Consider the following 20,964-nt stretch of genomic DNA (forward strand, 5'->3'; position numbering starts at 1 on the left):
GCAGAAAAAATCAAGCTTTTTAAGCTTGATTTTTTCATATTTTTCAATATTTTAATCTAAATTATTGATTATTGAAGACTTTAAATTTTCGGGAAATTAGGCTAAAATACAACTCAAATAAAAATAGTGTGATCTGGATCACACTTTTGCATATATTTTTAGGATTTTAGTTGAGTAAATTTGTAGCTACATAAAAATACTGTTACAATTAGATAAAGCTTTATGTAAGTTTGAACAGCATAAAGTGATTATGTACTTACTACAGGAGAGAATAATGTTTTCTCCTGCTTTTTTATGCTCAAAATTTTACTGGAGTATGCAAAGAAATAAAAGCCTCTCTTTTTGCAAAAATGTATGAAAATTTTATAAATTATTTGGTCTTGATTTTCAATAACTTAAATAAAAAGTTAAAAATTTCTTTGTAAGAAAATCTTGCAAATTTAACAAAAGATAATTCTTCTAACTCCTGAAATTATCAGGAGTTTTAACATATATAAAATTTGCAACTTGCAAAAATTGCAGCAAAGGCTGCAAATATTCCAAGTTTTTCGCATTTTTGCCCTATTTTACATTGAGATAAAAAAGTAGTAAGATATAAACATATCAGGCAAGGAAGTTAAAAGAATGCTTACCTGATGCACCTCTAAAGTAATGTTTAGAGGTTTGGTTTTTAGGTGGAAACGCCGACCTATATTTTTACGATTGATTAAATACAGATTTTATATCCCACCTACGAATTAATAATAGACGCAGGGGCATGAAGAACTTGCTGCCTGCCTGATACTAGGATTTTATTATGACTAACAAATTTTCTGTTTATGCTTTAGCAGCTGTGACTGCACTTTCAACTTTAACTACTAATGCTTTTGCTAATGGTGATAAAACTTACGTGGTAGCTACCGAAGCTGGTTACGCTCCGTATGAATACTTAGATAGTAAAGGTCATATTGTAGGTTTTGATATTGATTTAATTAACTACGTATGTAAACATGCTGGAATTAAATGTAAAGTTGAAAACCAAGGCTTTGACGCGCTAATTCCTAACTTAAAATTTAAGAAAGTTGATATTGCGATTGCCGCAATTACCGTAACACCAGAACGCGCAAAACAAGTAGCATTTAGCCAAGAATACTTACCTGGTGCTGGCTATAGCTACTTAACTTTAACCAATAACAACTATGCTTCAGTAAATGATCTTAAAGCTGTAGGTTATCAAAACGGTACTTTAGCTGGTAAATATCTAAGTGAAAAAACTAAAGCTAAAACCGTAACTTACGATACGTATGACACGGCTTTATTAGATTTAAAAGCAGGCAGAATTAATGCTTTATTTGCAGATGCAGCAGTTGTTGCTAAATATGCAGAGAACGACAAAAACTATAAAGTATATGGTGAAGCTGTAGTTGATCCAATTTTAGGTCAAGGTTTAGCTATTGCCGTACACCCAAAAAATAAAGATCTATTAGCTAAAATTAATGCCGCTCTTGCCGAAGCTAAAAGCTCAGGCTTTATTGAGCAATTAAAAGCTAAATATGGTGTAACTCACGCTGAATAATACTTGGATTTGGTGTAAAGAGATCTTCCTTAGTTTGCTTTGTGTTTTAACTAAGACTTTTCCAATACCGGAATGGATTGGTAGAAAGTTTCTTCGAGAGATCTAATACTCTAGAAAAGATTTCAAGTACCCAAAAACTTAAGCCCCATAATTACTTTGTCTGTAATTCTCTCTAATTCTTTTAGGTGTTTTCCTAAAATTGAATCTCCTTATAATTGTGGATTTACATTCTATCTCCGAAATTAAAAGTGTACTCTTGAGTGCACTTTTTTTATTGGAGGTAGATTTTTACTGGTAATAAGTTTGGTATTCGTGGAAGATTTTGTATTGTGAGATTTGTTGTGCGGTGCTTGTGGTACAGCTCAGTTGATAAAGTTATGTTGAGTGGGTTATGCAGCGTGAGCTCTGTGCGTGAGCTATATTCTGGTGGGTAGTTTGAAGTAAAAGTTAGATTTGATTTTGGTGTACAGCTCATGGCAGTTCATTTTTTAGCTCTGGTGTAATGTATTATTTCAGAGATCTAGTTTAGGTAAGGTTTGTAGGATTAGCTGAAGCAAATGTGATTATCTGAAATATGATGGTAAATCTGGGTGGTTTACAAGATTATGTTATACATTAAGTTGTTAATAATTAATTACAATCTGCATAAAATTTAAAAAAGTGTGACGTAGTTGGCAAATCCGCAAATATGTTTTTACAAGCGCTTTAAAATAGATTATTCTATAGATGTAAGATAACAGAGATACTTTTAACCACTTATTTTTTACCACCCCCTCATAAGGAGGAGACTATGATTTTCTTAAGTTTTAGTGCATTATTTAGTCTCTTTATTTCGTTTTTACTTATTGATCCTACAAGTGTATTAGGAGTAATTGCAGTAGTATTACTAGCAATTCCTATTCAAGTTGCTGTATGGTTCTTAAGTGCAGTAATCTACTCATACTTTGCAGATCAAGTGTATGGTAAAGATAAAGTTAAATAACTTTAAGGCTCGTTCTTAAAAATTTAACCTCTAAATCCTTCTTACATTCATGCGTTGTTTTAGTGACAAACTAAGTTCTACTTGAGGTTAGGAGTAACTAAAAGCTAACGTGTATATATAAGCCAAAAGCAGCTAGTGATAGCTGCTTTTTGGATTTTAAACCAGAAGAGAAAAAACTAGAACAGTTTTTTCTTACCATAAGTTTTTACTAATTTGGCATACTGCGGACAACTTGGATCATGGGGATTAATCATCCCAATGGCCTGCATATAGGCTAAAATCGTAGTTGGTCCAACATATTTAAATCCCCAAGCACGTAGTTGCTTACTGATTTTCTCTGCTAGAGGTTCGTACACCTGCTTATAGGTTTCTTGAATTTTGTCGGGATCTGGGATCTGCATTTGGAAATCCACATGCAACCATAACCAGTGCGCAAAGTCGATTCCTTGAGCTTGTATTTTTAAAAACATTTGTGCATTGTGACGCATGGCATAAATTTTTAATTTATGGCGAACAATTGCGGGTTCTTGGCAAAGCATATCAAGCTGATAATTAGTAAACTGCGCTAGTTCGCTCGGAACAAAATTAGCAAAAGCCTGATAGAGTGCTTGGCGCTTTTGCAGGACAACCGACCAACTTAGACCTGCTTGTTGACATTCAAGCATGAGTAAAGCAAATAGCTGGTGATTATCCGTAATAGGTACTCCCCATTCTTGATCATGGTATGCATGATCGAGAGGATGTTTAAGCCAAGAACAAAAATTTGTAGTTTCAGTCATAACTAATACTATTAGACACTAACAACCTTAAGCATTTGTAGCTTAACTATAACTACTTAGATTGTGTATTTATGAGGTTTATGCAGGTAAAGTCGTAGACCATAAACGGATGGTATTTAAGATTTGCTTAGAGCCTGCATAAGTAAAAGGAAATCCCCCGCAATGCGGGGGATTAAACCTCTAAACATCTTAGTTAAACATAGTTCTTAATTCTTCGCGTAACGCTTTAGATACAGTTTCAATATCTTGGTTACCGTTGATTTTTAAGAATTTAACTTTACCTTGTTTAGCTAGATCACGGTAGTAATCTACTAAAGGTTTAGTTTGGTTGTGGTAAACCTCTAAACGGTTTACAACAACTTCTGGAGTATCATCAGCACGAGTTACTAAGTCTTCACCAGTAACATCATCTTTACCTTCTACTTTAGGTGGATTAAATTTAACGTGGTAAACACGACCTGAAGCAGGGTGGCTACGACGACCAGTAATACGTTCTACGATTACTTCGTCTGGAACGTCAAACTCAATTACTAAATCTAAACCTAAGTTAGCTTGTTCTAATAATTGTGCTTGCGCTAAGTTACGTGGGAAACCATCTAATAAGTAACCTTCAGCACATTCTGGTTTAGCAGCTTTTTCTTTTACTAAACGAGTTACAATATCATCAGATACTAATTGACCTGTTTGTAAAATGCTTGCTAGTTGCTGACCTAATTCAGAACCAGATTTAACTTCTGCACGTAATAAATCCCCAGTTGAAATTTGTGGGATGTTTAACATTTGCATGATAGTTTGTGCTTGCGTACCTTTACCTGCACCAGGTGCACCTAATAATAAAATTCTTTTCATGTTATGTGAAGTATAGGTTGTGGCAAATGCCGGTTAATAATTAGTAAAACCATAATTGCAGACTCTAAACAAGTTTAGAGTCAGACGCCTTATAGAGTTTCACTACCGATCATTTCTTTTAATTGATCTGCTTGGAATTCTTGAACAATAGGTTGAATTAGCGGATCTAAGTTACCGTCCATAATGTCATCTAGACGGTAAAGAGTTAAGTTAATACGGTGATCTGTTACACGTGATTGTGGGTAGTTGTAGGTTCTAACTTTGTCAGAACGGTCACCAGAACCTAAAAGGTTACGACGTGTTTCAGATACTTCTTGGTTACGTTGGTCGATAATGCCTTGTTGGATACGTGACGCTAACACACTTAAAGCTTTAGCTTTGTTTTTGTGTTGTGAACGTTCATCTTGACACTCAACTACAATTCCTGTTGGAATGTGCGTAATACGTACAGCCGAGTCCGTTTTGTTAATGTGCTGACCACCAGCACCTGATGCACGGAAAGTATCAATACGTAAATCTGCAGGGTTGATTTCTGGCATTTCAGCTTCAGGTAATTCAACAAGTACAGCTACAGTACATGCTGAAGTGTGAATACGACCTTGTGATTCAGTTTTTGGCACACGTTGTACACGGTGACCGCCTGATTCGAATTTTAGATTCGAATACACCATATCACCAGAAATGTGCAGCACGATTTCTTTGTAACCACCTTGTTCAGAATCTGAAGAAGAGATTACTTCGTAGCGCCAACCTTTACGCTCACAGTAACGTGAGTACATACGGAAAAGGTCTCCACAGAAAATACCAGCTTCATCACCGCCCGTACCGGCACGGATTTCAAGGAATACGTTGTATTCGTCATTCGGGTCTTTAGGAATTAGGTGTAACTGTAAAGCATCTTCAACTTTAGCTAGTTCTTCTTCATTTTGTGCTAATTCCATTTCTGCTAGTTCAGCCATATCTGGATCTTCTAACAGTTCTTTAGCCCCTTCGATATCATTTTTTAATTGTTGCCAGTGCGTAAAATCTTTTACTACTGGTTCTAAGCTTGAGTATTCTTTTGAATACGCACGGAATTTGTCCTGATCGCTAATAATTTCGGCGTCTCCGAGTAAGTGTTGTAACTCTTCGTAACGATCTACCAGGACTTGTAGTTTTTCAACTAAACTCTGTTTCATAATAAATCAAAGTAAGACTAGCCGGGTAGCTCACTTGGCTTACCAGAGAGTACTCTTTTGCGACTAGGAAATAGATTAATCGGTATGTAGTATACAGGTAAATAATTATAGCACAAGGGCAAGGAGAAAATAGAGAATTATGCGGATAATTAATTGCTTTTAGGAGTAGATTTCTCCTTTGTAGCATGAATAATTTTGGGGTAACGGCTCATTACTATAATGCAGATAAGAACACTGACTAGCAAGGAAAGTACTACCTTATCAGTAAGGCACACTTCATAAGTAAAGCACTATCTTATAAGAAAAGCACTAACTCATAGGTAAAGCTCTACCTCATGAGTAAAGTACTAGCTCATAAGTAAAGCCTTTTAGTGTAACTAAAAGGCTTAAAAAAGAAAAATTAATCTTCGAGTTCTACGCGGAAGTCTTTTTTATCAACACGTAATGGGTTGAAGCTTTGTGCTGTATGCATAACTTCTAATGAGTTGATGTTTACGTGTTTTGGCGTGTTGATTAAGTAGCTAACAATATCAGCGATATCTTCTGAAGTTACATAATCAATGTTCTCGTATACGGCTGCAGCTTTTTGGGTATCTCCATTAAAGCGCACTTCTGAGAACTCTGTACCACCACATAAACCTGGTTCAATATTAGTCACTCGTACTCCTGTACCTACTAAATCAGCACGCAGGTTAAAGCTAAATTGACGAATGTAAGCTTTTGTAGCGCCGTAGACGTTACCGCCTGGATATGCATAAGTACCAGCAATTGAACCAAAGTTAATAATATAACCGGTATGACGTTTTACCATTTGTGGTAAAACTAAAGCTGTAAGATTAGTTAAACCTACCACATTGGTATTAATCATTTGTGCCCAGTTATCAAGATCTGCTTTATAAGCTGGATCTAAGCCTTTAGCTAGACCGGCATTGTTCACTAAAACGTCAATGTTTTGTAAGTCAGCAGGCAAGCTAGCAAGAGCTGCTTTCATCGCTGCTAAATCTTGAATATCAAAAGCAAGCGGAGTAAAAGTATCAGGATATGCTGCAGCAAGATCTGCTAGTTTTTCTGGACGACGACCTGTACCAATTACTCGATGACCTTCTTTAAGTAAACGTAGAGCAATTGCTTTCCCAAAACCAGCAGTTGCTCCTGTAACTAAAACTATCATATTATCTCCGATTAGAGTTGAAGGGGAGAGGATAAAATCCCTTATATTGTACTCTTTTTTCTCAGGTTTTGCAGACTAGTGCTAAAAATAGCTATACAACAAAAGCGAGAGTTACCTCTCGCTTATGTAAATGCTTAATCTTAAGTCTAAGCTCAAGCCTAAGCACAAGTCTTAAGCACTATATTTTTGTCCAAAGCTCGCTAAGAAACGTTTATATGATTCTTGATCGAGGTTTTTCGCATTAGTGCCAGCTGGAGCATGATTGTTCCAGTAGTCTGCTTTTAACGCTTGCGCTTGTGCAAGTTCTTCAGCTGTGTCCACTCCCACAAAGCCACGACCAGCAATGAGCATAAGAGCAATTTGGTAGCCGTTTTCTAGAACTTTGAGTTGTTCTAGTGACTCTACATGTGCTAAAGGAGTCATTGGTAAGTTTTTGTACTCACGAATAAATTTAGCACGATAACAATAAACCCCTGCGTGTTTAATGTAAGTCATTTGCTCTGGAGCAACTTCACGTGGGTATGGCAATAAACTACGTGAGAAGTAGAGTGCTAGACCATAGTTATCGGTTACTACTTTTATCGCATTCGGTGACGCAATTTTCTCGCTATATGGTTGTGGTTGCCCGATCGTAGCCATTTTAATTTTTGGATTACGGCTTTCGCTTGCCACAAAGTACGCTACTAAATCATTGATTACTTGTGGATTAAAGAAAGGTTCATCACCTTGCACATTAACAATGATCTCTTCGTCACTTAAGCCTAGTTTATCAATTGCTTGAGCAATGCGTTCAGTACCATTAACTAAATCACTGTCAGTCATTACCACTTGTACGCGCTCGGTAACCTTTTGCTCTTGCGCAAAAGCTAGTACCGATTCTTTAATCGGCTCGTGATCTGTTGCAACGATTACATCTATACCTGTTTGTAAAGCTGAGTAAACTACTGTATTAATTAAATTCCAGTCGTCAAGATTTAATAGCGGTTTACCAGGTAAACGCGTTGAAGCAAAACGAGCTGGGATTACAATTTTATATTTGTGTTCTGTAGCTTTTAAGCGGAAAATACCGTTATCAATTTCATATACGTGCTGACGGTCAGCAGTAGTTACGTGCGTAGCGTCTAATTGATACAGTGGTTGTTTAGTTACTGGACATACTAGTCCAGTAAGCGGAGTACCAGTTAAAAGTTCTTGACTCATGCGTTACCTACTCCATTGGTGTAAATTTCGATAAGATGATTTTTCAGGCGTTCTAACCAGCGAGAATGTTGGGCAAAGTAGCCTTCACGCTCGATATAGAAACTAAGTGCCGGAAGATCAAGTTCTTGCATTTTAATGGCATCTTTTTCTGTTACCATTAAAGGGTATTGTTTATATTCTGGGTGTTCTGCGTAGATATTATCAATGTCTTCTTGTTTAAATTGATAATGATCTGGAAAACTAAAGAGTTCAACTACTTTAAAGCCCATACTTTCAAGGGTTTGTTTAAAGCCTTGGGGATAACCTATAGCACATAAAGCAATTACTTGCGGGAAAGTAGCTAACATACATTCAACCAGAATGTGATGTTGGGTAATAAGAGCTTGCGCTTTAGCTAAGAGATACTTGTAGGATAAAGTATGAGGATCTAATTGTTGATCAATATACTCTAAGAACTCTTCGGCAGTAGCAAAATGTATAGGCTGCTTTGAAGCTAGTTCTGGCGTTGCTGTATTTACATTATGTGTAGCTAACTCATTGCCTTGTGCAGTGCTTTGTGCAGCTGTAGATCCGTTTACTTGTGTAGTGCTTTGGGTAGTTGCAACGTTGTTAGTTTGGATCTTAGTTTGCGTATGAGTAGTAGTTAGATCAGAAGTTACAGTATTTGTATTTACTGTTGCGCTTTCTTGCTGTTGGTTAAAGAACATTGGAGTATGCTCTGCAACCTCAACACCTACCGTAGCATGAGAAGTTTTTTTTCCTAAAGATTGAGAAAATCTTGCAAGCTCTTCGGGACTAAGTAAATGTACATGCTCTTCGATCTTACTTAAAAGCAGAGGATCGTCTGGATCTAAATTCTTTTCATCAAGAGGTAAAGAAGTATTAGTTACAGGAGCAGAGGTTTTCTCGATAATGCGATCATAATCTGTAGCTGGTTCAAGCTCTAGAGTAGGATCTTCATCATCTTCGCTAAAAGCTACCACGGCACTTAAATCTTTAGTGCGAGAAGTTTTAGTCGCACCTCCACTACTACCACTATTATTATGTAGAGAGTTTACTTGGTTTGTAGAGTTTGCGTTAATTTCTGCACTTGCAGTATTATCTGTATTTGCAGTATTAGCTGCCACTACATGAGCAGCTAGAATATCATCGTTATTATTAGCGTGATCTGCACTACTTATGGTTGAAGCTAATGATGGAGTACGCTGAGCAATATCTCCTGCTGTTGTAGAATTTAGAACTTCTTCAGGATGATTAAATTCAGCTTGTAAGTATTCTTGACGTGCTTCGAGCGTAGCATTCTGATAACGTAAAACTAAGTTCTCTAAAAATGCTGGATGACGTTTTAAGTATTCTTGCCATCTTACAAGATCAGCCGGACAATGCTGTTGTAAAAAGTCCGTCCATTGCATAATCACTTGGCTTAGATTACTTGCTGCAGCCACGGGAGTAAGAAGATCTTTAATTGGCATAAAGCCTAGATATTGTTGCTCCATTTTATACGAGCCATAATTAGGATCGTTCGAGTTGTTAACTATATAGTCAACGCTGCGTAAACGTTTGGCATCTTCACGTAATGGTCCGGCTGGAATAAATAATTTATTACCTAAACCTTGTGGACCAACTACAGCAATCTCAAGATGACGAGGTAACTGATAATGTTGCAGACCATCATCGGCAATAATAAAGTTACAACCTAGTTCTTGAGCTTTTAAAGCGGCTTGTACTCTTTCTTTGCAGACAATAAATTCAATATTATCTAGTCCTTGGCGCTGACAATAAGCATATTGCATCATAATCTCATCGCCAACCACTTGCGCACTATCTTGAGAGGTTACTACATGTACACCTTCATAGTTACCACCGTAGCCACGGCTAATAACTCCGACCTTAAATCCCATTACATGTAAGTAACGGAATAAAAAGCGCACCATGGGGGTTTTACCTGTACCGCCGACGGTAATATTACCGACTACAATTACTGGAGTATGAATTTGCGCAGCTAGAGAATTTGGTTTGCTTGCTTGTGCGAGGTCTTTTTGGTATTTACGATAAGCAAGACGTCGATAGAGGCGACTAAGAGGATAAAGCAAGGCTGCTTTGAAGGTTAATTTAGGTTTATACCAAAATTCCATATAAAAAAAACGGGAAAAGGTTTCTTATTGTTTGTGTTAAGGTTGGCTTTGCGGTCTACTTGCTAAGCAGTGCTATAATAAGACAAATTTTTCTCAAGTTTAGGGTTGTCTGCAGCTTAGGTTTATCTAGATATAAAACATAAGACAAAATGCATCATAAGGCAAACTGCAGCCTAAGGTAAACTGCTACCTAAGGTAAACTGCAGTAAAGTCATAATAAAAATCCTAACTTCAACTGCTGCTAATTTGAGGAGCAAAGCTGTTTTTTCTTTGCATATTATACTGAATTTTAGATACTTATATGAGTTTAGAAACATATAACACTGCACATGTTCCGTTAGAAATCTTATATGCCGACCAAGACATTGTAGTGGTAAATAAGCCTTATGGTTTACTCTCTGTACCTGGAGTTGATCCTCGCCTCCAAGATGCAGTAACTACGCGTATTGCTAAAGATCATGATTTTGTGGAAGCAGTACATCGTTTAGACATGGCGACTTCGGGTATTATCGTCCTTGCCGTATCCAAACTTGCCGACGCTGAATTAAAAAAACAATTCCGTGAGCGTCAAACCTCTAAAACCTACTACGCAGTTGTGAGAGGCATAGTAGCAAAAGATCATCAGTTCATTGAACTACCTTTAGGTTGTGACTGGCCATTACGTCCGCGTCAACGTGTAGATTATGGCTCTACAGGCAAATACTCACTAACTGAGTGCCAAGTACTCGAACGTGACTATAGTCAACAGGTAACCCTAGTCCAACTAACGCCGCATACAGGTCGTTCGCACCAGTTACGAGTGCATATGCAAGCACTAGGACATCCGATTGTTGGGGATAAGTTTTACGATCCTTGGTATAACACGGCGAGTTATTTTCGTTTGTGTCTACATGCAGGACATTTAGGCTTTAAACATCCGCGTACGAACGAAGATTTAGTATTTAATTGTTTACCTGATTTTACAGTTGATTATCAAATCCCTGAGTTTATTGAACTACAAGATTAGATAGTGCTGTCTCTAATTGAAGCAAACTTTTTTCTTTTTCTTCTTAAGTTTATTGCTAAAAGATTGTTTATTGCAAAAAGATTAAGACTAAATTCTTGTTGCCAAAGGGCTAAAAATCGTTTTGATTTTTAGCCCTTTCGCTTTAACTGTCAGAATGAAGAGAAATTTAACTTTTAGGGACTTAACAAGACTAAATATTGCGCCTACTCCTGCGCTAAAGCTGAATTTGGCTATAATAGAAATAGAAGAAAAAGGGTTTTTATTTCTTGGAAGACCAAACCAAGAATACCCAAGATGAGCCTTAGCTAATTTAGTTAGCTCTGTCTAATCAACTTACAGTTTTATTAGCAATTAGTATTACGTAGTGTTATGGAATACCCATACCTTAATCAAAGTCTACAATTAAGTTTTGTTGGCTTTAGTCAGATTATTTCTTTTTTAATTGCCGCGCAGAAAAACATTGACAATAAAACGCGGTATACGCGTTTAAATTCGCACCAAGATTTAAGTGAGTTAGCTTATGCTCCGCCAGATCAAGAAGCTTATCTCACAAGTAAAGAGTTCGAAGCTTTAGTAGGTAAATCTCCGGCCGAGATTTTCCAAATCGACGCTTTACGCGAAAACTTTGCGGATTATCTCGCTGATGCTGCAACGCCAATTCAAGCGTTAACTAATCCCGATTTATATCATTTACAGGTAGTAGATTTACGTAAACTACCTGTGTTTCAGCGTATCTTAAGTACGCCAAAAATGGCACTTACGATCCTAAATCAGATTTTTGGTTTTGATAAGTTTGATCGTAATGCGGCTGTACATCCGGCCATTCTGAATTTACTCTCAGTAAATGTGCGTCAAGAGCTCGAAGACTATTTACAAGCGCAAGTGCCTTTAGAGCGCGCAAAAACTATTGCGGCTTTAGATGGTCTCTATCGCATTACGCATTTAAACATGCAGTTACTGGCTTATAGTCAAGCTGAGCTGTATGAGCATGCCATTATTATTGAGCCTACAGCTAGTTTAGCTAATGATTGGCGCGTAAAACTAGATGCCACTATTAACTGGGCGCAACAAACCAATCAAGACTTTGGAGTGCTTTGTTTAGGCTATCGCGGACAAGATAGTCGCTCTTTTATGAGCCCTGAATATGTACAACGTGAGTTAGGCATTAACCCTGAACAGCAAGTAATGTTTAGTTTTGAGCGCCGTGATTTTAGAAATGCGCAAACCTATAGTGCTGAGATGTACCAACAATGGCAGCAAATGATTGTTCAAGACTATCATCACTTAGGCTCGAACTTTATTTTGCTGCAAAGTAAACTGACAACCGGAGAAACTGCCGGACGTTGTACCTCTGGTTACTTACTAAACTTAAGTGCTCTTACCACTTTAGGACAAAGTTTAGGAGCAACTAAAGCTGCAGAATATGATCCTGCAAAAATTGAACAGTTTTTAGAAAAAACTCCTGAACAGCGTCGCATGATTAATGTGGAAAAAGCGCTGCGTTTTGCCCAAGCTCATGGTGAGCAAAAAGGAGAACTTTTTGCCGCCACTTTAAATGCACATACGCCTTTCCTAGCTGGCTGGCAAAAACTTAAAGATGATTTAAATTGGGGCTTGATGCAAGTTTACTCTTCATCTTTCCCTCTAGTTGCAGTTATCAATAAAAACGTATGGGGTTTTAATCGTCCCTTACTGAATTATTCGCAACAAATCTTTATTTACAATAAAACTCCGGCTATGTATGTGTCGATCTATCAGCCGACACAAACTACAGCCATGAAAGAGTTTTTAACACGTACGCCTAATATTAATTGGATCTTTAAGCCTATTGCCAATTTAAAAGATTACAACCTAGAGTACCGTGAAGAAAACTTTGAAGAGATTTATCGTGATTTAAGTCCTGAAACCGTTGAACTAACTTTTACGACCAAAGAAATATTCAAAAAAGTTCTGGCTAATCCGTCAGTACGTGAAGAAGACTATATTCTGATAACCAACACGCACCAGAATTTACCAAATGAGTTCTTCCAAACGATCAACAAGTTCTTAACTAAAGGGCAAGCTGAACCAGCATTTAGAACCCCATTAAAAGTAACAGAACAAGTTAAGCAACAAGCAGGTAAAGTATCAGGCTTTGCTACTACGGCTATTGCTACGGGTGAACATGAAATGCGTTTATCACGTAAACATCGTCGCCAATTACAAGCACAAGCTGCAGTTAAAGATACAACCAGTCTGTCAGCAAAAATTGACCTTGCTCTTGAACGTTACGGTAATGCAGGGACAAGAATTATTAGTCAAGAAGTCTCAAATTCTGCTTTAGGTGCTAATGGTCTTGCTTATGATGCTAAGAATAAAGCTACTAATAATTCTGCTGCTTCTAGTGAACAATCTTCGAATTTAAATTCGAGTGCTAAAGCTCAAAACGGACAAAAAGAAGTTTCTCTTTTAGATCTAGTTAAACAAGCCGATGCCCAAGCTAAAGCGAAAAAACAAGCTAACCAACCAAAAACCGAAGTAGAAAACCATGCGGCTAAAATGGCATTCTTAGGTACGGTTTTAGAAGCTCATGCTAAGCCTTTTTCTGCAACTAAACGTATTTCAGGCATCGAATCAAACGTACCTTTAATTCTGGCTGATGGTTACTCGAACAATGCTTTATTTAAGCTAGTTAATAAGTCTTATGTTCTTTCTTGGCATAAACAGCGTTTAGCTTATCCCCAAACAGCCAGCGAGCAATTTTTTAGTTTACCAAGTTGGTATCATGCTTTTAGCTTAACCAGAGCTTATACGCAACAAGAGTATCAAATTCCTGTTGGTTTTGATGGACAGCCTGCTGCGGCAGTGATTCGCTTAATCAACCAAACATCAGCTTTAAGTATTATTGAAAAAGAGCAATTACAGCACTTCTTAATGGCACAAAAAGCTGCTGGTGGTTCAACGGTAATTCAGTTTGAGCAATTTGCCTTTGTTCCAGATGCTTTATGGCAAGAGCTAAAACAAGAGCAACAGCAATTAATTGTTTCGGCATATCTGGCAAAACAAAAAGCGCAAATTATTACGCACGGTAATCAAACTTCTACGGTTAACCTCAACGAAGAAGATTTTAAAGCGTTAACCACTACCGATCTTGCTGATCTAGCTGCGCAATTAGGGATGAAACATTTTGTTACCCCTGCTGCAGCTAAGGTTGAAGCTTACTTATCGCAAATTTTTGAAACCTCAAAACGTAAATACGGGCCATATCCGTATATTCTAATCAAAGCTCCACTAAATAACGGTTATGAAAATGATCCAATTGGCTTAATGCGCGAACAAGCTAAAGCCCAAGGTATGCGGGTAGTCGCAGCTGGGCAGCGTATGTGCTACTTAGCTCCGGATCAGTTCTATGCCTTACAATTGCTTTATCAAGCACAAGCTCGCTACATGATCCGTCCATATTTGCCAATTGGCACTGATCATGAAAGTGGTGCAATTATTGAAGAGAATATCGAATACGACCATATGGATGCTTGGTTAGACTATGCTTTACTTTACACTAACCAAGTAATGTTCTTACAAGCTTTAGTGACCCGTAATCTTTTTGCCCGTAGTTTTGGTTTATCAACCGAGCAAATAGATCAACGTCTAATCAGCTTAATGGAGCAACATCAATTACGAGGTGATGAGTTTACCTTTGACGGTTATAGTCGTTTTAATGTAATTGCTGGCTTAACCCGTCCATACGAAGCCTTTATGCTTGCACCAATGCAAGAAGATCCATACCCACTATATTTAGCCAATGTTAAACGTTTGGAAACCCATACCCAAACTACCCTTTCGGCTCTAAATCGTGAGTTCCAATATCTCCTTGCATGTCAGCAATCATTAGTACATTGGTCGAGTCGTCCACTATATCCAACTGGCTTTAGACCTGCGCGCGTTGTAAGTGAGTTATTAGCTAATTACTTTATGTATAAGCTACCAGCTTTACAGCAACAAAATCGTACCTTACTACATAAAGTGTTTGCTTTCTATCAACAACATCAAGTTAAACGCGATGAAGTGATTTTCCTTGATACAGTAGCTACTATTCCGCAACCGCGTACGCTCATGTTACAAAATGGTGCTGATACTTTAGCCTTTAGTCAAATTCCAACCACTTGGGTAATTAGTAAAGCCCTTATTCGTCAAGCTGCAGCTATATGGCAAGAGCCTGATTGGCATATAGGTAAGCTTTTACAATTGGTTGCTCCAAACCAACGTATTGGTTTTGTAGCCCAAAGTCCAGTAAAAACTTTACCACTTGATAAAATTGCTGAACGAGTACAAGTTTTTGATCAGCAATATCAAACGCCAAGTATGGCACATTTACTTTCTTGGGCTGGACAAGAGAAAACCTTTGCTCTGCAAAGTATCTCTGGTTTGGGTTACTCACAAGATAGCTATGTAGAGCATATTGCGCAAGCCTATAGTCAGCAACAAAAAGCGCACGATCAAGTTGAAATCACAACTCGTCAAAACTATGCTTCGCAGCATGAACAACACAAGCAAGTGCATGAACTATCAGCAGCTAATGCGCAAGTAAGTGCCAATGGTAAAGCGCAAGTAGCAGGTGATCAAGTTGCTAATTCTTCTAAAGTAGCAGTGCTGCAACAAGAGAAATCGATTGCTGATTTCACTGCCGAAGACTTTAGAGCTATGGCATTTAAAACGGCAGCGTTTAATAGCTATACACCACAAGCAGATAGCACTAAAGATCAAACAGATGCTGGCTTTAACATCAGTCAAACCAAGCTACAAGAAGACAAAGCTAAAGCAACCATTCAAGCTAATGCGAAAAAATCTAAAGGTTCTTGGTGGAAGTTTGGTTTATTTGGCGATGATGAAGAGGATCGTGTAGCAGTTAATACGAGCTCGCAAGCCACAGCTCCTACTTCACAAGCGCAAGACGAACTAGCGCAAGCTGTACAAACTGGTGCAAGTGATGAAGTAAGTAAAATGGCTAGCCGCATGGCGCACCAAGATATTACTGCGAATTCAGTAACTGGTTTACAACTTAATCCAGAGTTCGAAAACGAACTGCTCGAACGTGTTAGACCGTCGTTTACGCATACGTCATTACATGAAAGTGCAGCACGTTTAGCATTCCGTAAGCTTTATACTGCTGGTAATATTACGATTAATCGTCGTAAAGCTAATGTTGTACGTTCGAATATTGATTTTGGTACTAAGTATTGTCCATCAGTAGATTATGCTCAATACTTACAGCAACAAGATCAAGAACTAGCTAAAGCACATAATCTAAGTGTGGCGCAAGTTGAACAACAAGATATGCAACAATTAGATGCTTTAGTGCGCTCGGCTGTCTTTGCCGCTTACCCGCGGTTAGAACAACAAGCAGTTGATGTTGGTGTGGTAACTAGTAACCGTAATACCCAACAAACGATTCGTCAACTTAAAGTTAAAGTAATTAACTTAGATAGTCAGTTCGATCGTTGGGAGGGCATGTTACAACAATTTACTCCATCTTTAGTGCATTCAGTACAACGGATCGATGGTATTCAAGGAAGACACCTAAGTGACGATAATATTGCTGAACACTTTGCGCAAGATGTATTCTTACGTCATAATAGCCGTTTTGCCAATATTAACGAAATAGGTTCTGCCTTAGCTCATCGTAAAGCATTATTAAGCGTTCTTTATGATCCAAGCATTGACGTTAATGACTTTGCTTTAATCTGTGAAGACGATATTGTACTAAGTAAACAATGGCAAGCACGTATTAACCGTATTCTGCAACAAGCAAGTAATGCACCTATAGATGCGATTAATCTAATTCATCCAAGTTTTAGATCTGAAAGTATCTATCCTCTTGAATTGCATAATGCGAAGTTAATTACTCTTTCTAACTGGCGTTATCAGATATCAGCAGATTTACCACAACTAATTGAGTATGCTGAATTTAAACCATTATCTTCAGCCTGCTACTTAGTGCGTAAAAGTGCTATTGTGCGTGCGGTGCAAACAGGAGTTCTTGATCGTGTAGGAGCAACAGCTGCGGATCTGGTACATTTCTTAAATATCTGGCCAGATCGAGTACGTCTTGCAATTCCAACTTTAGTGCATTTAAATCATTACATTAGTACCGTAATGCGTTATAACAATGATTTACAAAAACTCAATGCAGTTTATTGTTATAACCAAGATCTGATGCAATGGTAAGGCTATAGTAAGACTATAGTTAAGCAAGAATATTGCTTATAACTTTATAGCTAACTAGCTAACACCTTATTACAGGATCTGTTACAGGTACTTCAAACAAATAATATATCTATGAGAAGAACTCTTAGAGACGTAGCAATACGCTTCTAAGAGTTTTTTTGTTTGCTACCGCAGATTAAGTCTGGGTAGTAGTCTGGGGAGTAATTAGTAGGATAAACTCATGACTTAAGTAGTTTGAGCAATTGTCAGGGCAGAGTAGTAGTTAGAGTAATATACTTGTGACTAGTCTATGAGTATCCAGGGGAGTTATTTGAGGAATGTACTTATGACGTCTAAAGAATAGGCAGAGAAGTATGCTTATGACTAGTCAGAAGAATAGAGTGGAGAGGTTCTTAAGGTTAGTTTAAAAATAGGTCTATGACTAGTTTGAACTGTAACTAAAAATAAAAATTATTTCTCAGTGGGAGTATGTAATGATGTCGGAAGTAGAAGAATTTACAATGACTTTATAGCGGAAAAACAGCAAGATAGAACTAACTAACGGATTTTACGTTTTAAATTGCTAAACAGCGATTTGTTAATGCCATATTGCAATATATTATAAGTTTGTAATACACCTATATGCTGTTGTGGGAATTTTGCATACGTACGGTTTATTGTTCTGCAAATAGAATAACTATCTAAAGTTGTAATCGCTCCGAAATTTAGCCATTATTTTGTCATAGCGGTTGGGAGGGAGTGAGAGAGAAGAATTTGGGCATGCAATTAAATTTTTGCTCAAAAAGTTTTTTCTACTCTGTCGGATTATTAGCGGCGTATAATATTTCGCAAAAGTAATCCAAGAAGGAGTTTATATGTCAAAGTCATTACTTTTTTCACCTGTTGTTATTGGTCGCCACGAATTTAAAAACCGTGTATTCATGTCACCTATGTGCATGTATAATTCAGAACCGGATACAGGTTTATTAGATTCTCGTCGTTTTGATCACTACGTTACTCGTGCTGCTGGTGGTGTAGGAGCTATCGTTATGGAAGCTACAGCAGTAGTTCCTGATGGTGGGATTAGTCGTCAAGATTTAGGTCTATGGGACGATTCACAAATTGCCCCTTTAGCTGAACTAGTAAATAAAGTGCACTCATATGGCACTAAAATCGGGATTCAATTAGCACACGCTGGTCGTAAAGCTTATGGTCGTGATGTTATTTGGTCAAGCTCAGCAAACGGTAAATTCAATGAAGACGAAGAGATCTACATCGAACCTACGCCATTAACTGAAGCACAAATTAAAGATCTAGTTAAAGCTTTTGGACAAGCTGCTTATCGTGCAGTACAAGCTGGTTTTGATTTTGTGGAAATCCATGCAGCTCATGGTTACTTAATCAACCAATTTATTAGTCCATTAACTAATTTCCGTACTGATAACTACGGCGGTTCTTTAGAAAAACGTTACAATTTCTTAGGTGAAATTATTCGTGCAATTCGCGAAACTGCCGATATTGATATTCACTTACGTCTTTCAGCGTCAGAAGTTGAAGAAGCTGGTAATAGCCTAGACGATATCCGTCAAATTATGGCTTGGGCACAAGAAGATGGTGTAGTATTCTTTGATATTTCATCAGGTGGCGTAACAAAAGTTCCACCAAAAATCTTCCCAGGTTATCAAGCTTTAATTTCAGCACAATTAGCAGATCAATTTAGAGTTGGTGCGGTAGGTTTAATTAATGAACCTTTCCTTGCTGAATATATCTTACGTGCAAAACACGCAGAAGTTATTTATTTAGCACGTCCATTATTAAACGATCCATACTGGTGCTTCCACGCTGCTAAAGTGTTACATGATGAAGAAGGTGTAGATCTACCAATCCCTTCATATGTGCGTGGAGTAAATAAAGCTTAATTCGAGAAGTAAGCTTTATTGGAGCTACCAAGAACGTAGCTACTTCTCTGAAGTACAACTAAAACGAGATATTTGTAATAAAAATAAGAGCCCGAAAGCGTACTTTCGGGCTCATTTAAACTTAAAAAGTTAATTACAATAACAAGTATAAGTAATCAAGCTGTAAACAATCTCAATCACTATAACTTGTTGCTAATAACGCTATCTATCAGTATTATTTCTTCGGAACAATTACTGGAGAAGTTTCGTTATTAGTGCTGTTATTGGTTTTTTTAGTAGATTGCTCGGTTTTCTTAGGAGCTGTTTTACTCGCTTTAGCACCAGCTTGTAATTCTAAAGCTTGGAAACTCGTACAAGCAATCTCTAAATGATCGTTACATGCAAGGCTATACCAGAGTTTAGCAGCTGAAATATTTTTACCTACGGCAATGGCATTTTCGTACATGTAGCCTAATTGGTATTGAGCATAGTTGTAATTATGACGAGCGGCGTCATTAATTAACTCTACAGCCTTACGTTTATCTAAAGGTACACCTTGTCCACGTAAGTGCATCATCCCAATAGCAAAAATTGCAGGGTAGTGTTTATGCTCGGCCGAGATCGTAAGTAAATTGTAAGCTTTTTGATAGTTTTGCGGTACAAGTTTACCTGAGTAATAGAGCATGCCTAATTCATAAACTGCATTCTCTTGTTTATTATTGGCTGCAGCTTCTAACCACTTAATGTATTCATTGGTATTAGGTTTTACTCCTAAATCATTAGCATACATTTGCGATAGAGCATATTGATCGTTTGGGCTACCTTGCTTAGCAGAATCACTAAAATATTTAAACGCTACTTCATAATCTTGCGCGACTCCATTACCTTCCACATAGAGCATGCCAAGGTAATACGAAGCTGGAAGATAATCATGTTGTAAAGCTTTTTCTAACCAGTGAGCTGAAAGCATAAAGTTTTGTTCTGTACCAAAACCATAGCCATATAACAGCCCTGTAATAAATTCAGCGCGTGGTTGCCCTTTTTTCGCGTAAGTTAAGCAACTATTAAAAATTCTTTCCCAATTGCCACCTTGGATATTTACCATTTGATTATATGGTTGATAGCAATCGTTATCTACCGAACCTGTAAGGTCGGTTGATTTTACAGACGACTTACTAGCTGGTGCAGCGCATAAGCTTAGAGAGTAAGTTACTCCTAAACTCAAACAACCCATCAGCAAAAAGTATTTAGCAATATTCATACAGAGTTAATAGGAAAACTAGAGGTTGGTCTGTTTTCACGAAGATAAGCATAAAAGAGCTTATTAGACAATTGAGCGTAAAAGTAGGGATAAAACCTACGGCAAGAGGTAAATAGGAAGAAATAACAAGTTATAACTATAGTATAAAGATGATTTAACCAACAAAAGACCAGAAAATCAGCTGATTTGTGATTTTGCAGGGTCATAAAAATTGCAACTTTTACTTTTGAAGTAGAAATGGTTAGTTCGTTATAACTTTAAGTAGTTAAGGGTTAAGATTAGCAGTGGATAGTATAAGGACAACTATAGAGATAACTATATAGACAACTATAAAGATAGTTCCTAGTAGTACCTCGAATAACCCTTGAAGCCAAACAGATCTCAACGAAAAATTATCAACTTAGCCGCATGCTATAAACAAAGCTGGCGGGTAAAAAATAATATTAGCTATTATAGCAAGATTTTCATATTTTCACGCAAAAACCACATGTTTAAGGTGGGGCTTTGGCGGATTTAGCTATGCTTTTTTACTAAATCACGTAAATATTTAGTAACTAGTGTGAAAAATATGCTATTGCAGAACTAGGTTATTAAGATTTCTCTATATTTTTAGACAAGAATTTTAACCATTTAGCACCTATAAGTAGCTTGCAATTAACTATTGCTAAGAAATAATATTAAAACTATCAATTAAGTAGTTAAGGTTTGATTTTACTTTGCAAGAGAACAGAGAATTAGCAAGAGTAAGTAAAAGCTACCTTAAAAGG

12 protein-coding genes are annotated in these 20,964 nt (G+C 37.3%); 5 read left to right on the forward strand and 7 right to left on the reverse strand.

What is annotated here, in order from left to right:
• The first annotated feature begins 796 nt into the window (after positions 1-796).
• A complete protein-coding gene (locus CKF58_RS04240) occupies positions 797-1,555 on the forward strand; it encodes a transporter substrate-binding domain-containing protein (RefSeq protein ID WP_119531301.1) in 759 nt (252 codons plus the stop codon).
• Positions 1,556-2,345: 790 nt separating this feature from the next.
• Entirely contained in the window at positions 2,346-2,537 is a 192-nt protein-coding gene (locus CKF58_RS04245; protein WP_119531303.1) for a hypothetical protein, read from the forward strand.
• 176 nt (positions 2,538-2,713) lie between these two features.
• On the opposite strand, the gene CKF58_RS04250 is transcribed toward CKF58_RS04245, so the two are convergent.
• From CKF58_RS04250 to lpxK, 6 genes are all read right to left on the reverse strand, one after another.
• The gene (locus CKF58_RS04250) at positions 2,714-3,316 is read right to left on the reverse strand and encodes a DNA-3-methyladenine glycosylase I (protein WP_119531305.1); all 603 of its coding nucleotides are present in this window, start codon (positions 3,314-3,316) and stop codon (positions 2,714-2,716) included.
• A 189-nt stretch (positions 3,317-3,505) separates the two neighbouring features.
• The gene (adk, locus tag CKF58_RS04255) at positions 3,506-4,165 is read right to left on the reverse strand and encodes an adenylate kinase (protein WP_119531307.1); all 660 of its coding nucleotides are present in this window, start codon (positions 4,163-4,165) and stop codon (positions 3,506-3,508) included.
• An 89-nt stretch (positions 4,166-4,254) separates the two neighbouring features.
• Positions 4,255-5,343 (reverse strand): peptide chain release factor 1, encoded by a 1,089-nt coding sequence (gene prfA, locus CKF58_RS04260; protein WP_119531309.1) that lies wholly within the window; start codon positions 5,341-5,343, stop codon positions 4,255-4,257.
• Between the two features lie 400 nt (positions 5,344-5,743).
• On the reverse strand, positions 5,744-6,514 hold the full coding sequence (locus tag CKF58_RS04265; protein ID WP_119531311.1) for an SDR family NAD(P)-dependent oxidoreductase: 771 nt from the start codon (positions 6,512-6,514) through the stop codon (positions 5,744-5,746).
• 171 nt (positions 6,515-6,685) lie between these two features.
• Positions 6,686-7,714 (reverse strand): 3-deoxy-manno-octulosonate cytidylyltransferase, encoded by a 1,029-nt coding sequence (gene kdsB / locus CKF58_RS04270; protein ID WP_119531313.1) that lies wholly within the window; start codon positions 7,712-7,714, stop codon positions 6,686-6,688.
• Positions 7,711-9,849 (reverse strand): tetraacyldisaccharide 4'-kinase, encoded by a 2,139-nt coding sequence (gene lpxK, locus CKF58_RS04275; RefSeq protein WP_119531315.1) that lies wholly within the window; start codon positions 9,847-9,849, stop codon positions 7,711-7,713. Before lpxK ends, kdsB begins: the two co-directional genes overlap by 4 nt.
• Positions 9,850-10,150: 301 nt before the next feature.
• Between lpxK and CKF58_RS04280 the strand changes: the two genes are divergently transcribed.
• From CKF58_RS04280 to CKF58_RS04290, 3 genes are all read left to right on the forward strand, one after another.
• Positions 10,151-10,855: a pseudouridine synthase gene (locus tag CKF58_RS04280; RefSeq protein WP_119531317.1), complete on the forward strand. Its 705-nt coding sequence runs from the start codon at positions 10,151-10,153 to the stop codon at positions 10,853-10,855.
• Positions 10,856-11,224: 369 nt separating this feature from the next.
• A complete protein-coding gene (locus CKF58_RS04285; protein ID WP_119531319.1) occupies positions 11,225-17,059 on the forward strand; it encodes a glycosyltransferase family 25 protein in 5,835 nt (1,944 codons plus the stop codon).
• Between the two features lie 854 nt (positions 17,060-17,913).
• A complete protein-coding gene (locus CKF58_RS04290) occupies positions 17,914-18,957 on the forward strand; it encodes an oxidoreductase (RefSeq protein WP_119531321.1) in 1,044 nt (347 codons plus the stop codon).
• A 214-nt stretch (positions 18,958-19,171) separates the two neighbouring features.
• Here CKF58_RS04290 and CKF58_RS04295 read toward each other — a convergent pair whose 3' ends face one another.
• Positions 19,172-20,197, reverse strand: coding sequence for a tetratricopeptide repeat protein (locus tag CKF58_RS04295; RefSeq protein WP_119531323.1), 1,026 nt, complete (start codon positions 20,195-20,197; stop codon positions 19,172-19,174).
• Between the last annotated feature and the right edge of the window lie 767 nt (positions 20,198-20,964).

Origin of the sequence: Psittacicella hinzii, from assembly GCF_003585935.1 — a bacterium.
GTDB lineage: Bacteria > Pseudomonadota > Gammaproteobacteria > Enterobacterales > Psittacicellaceae > Psittacicella > Psittacicella hinzii.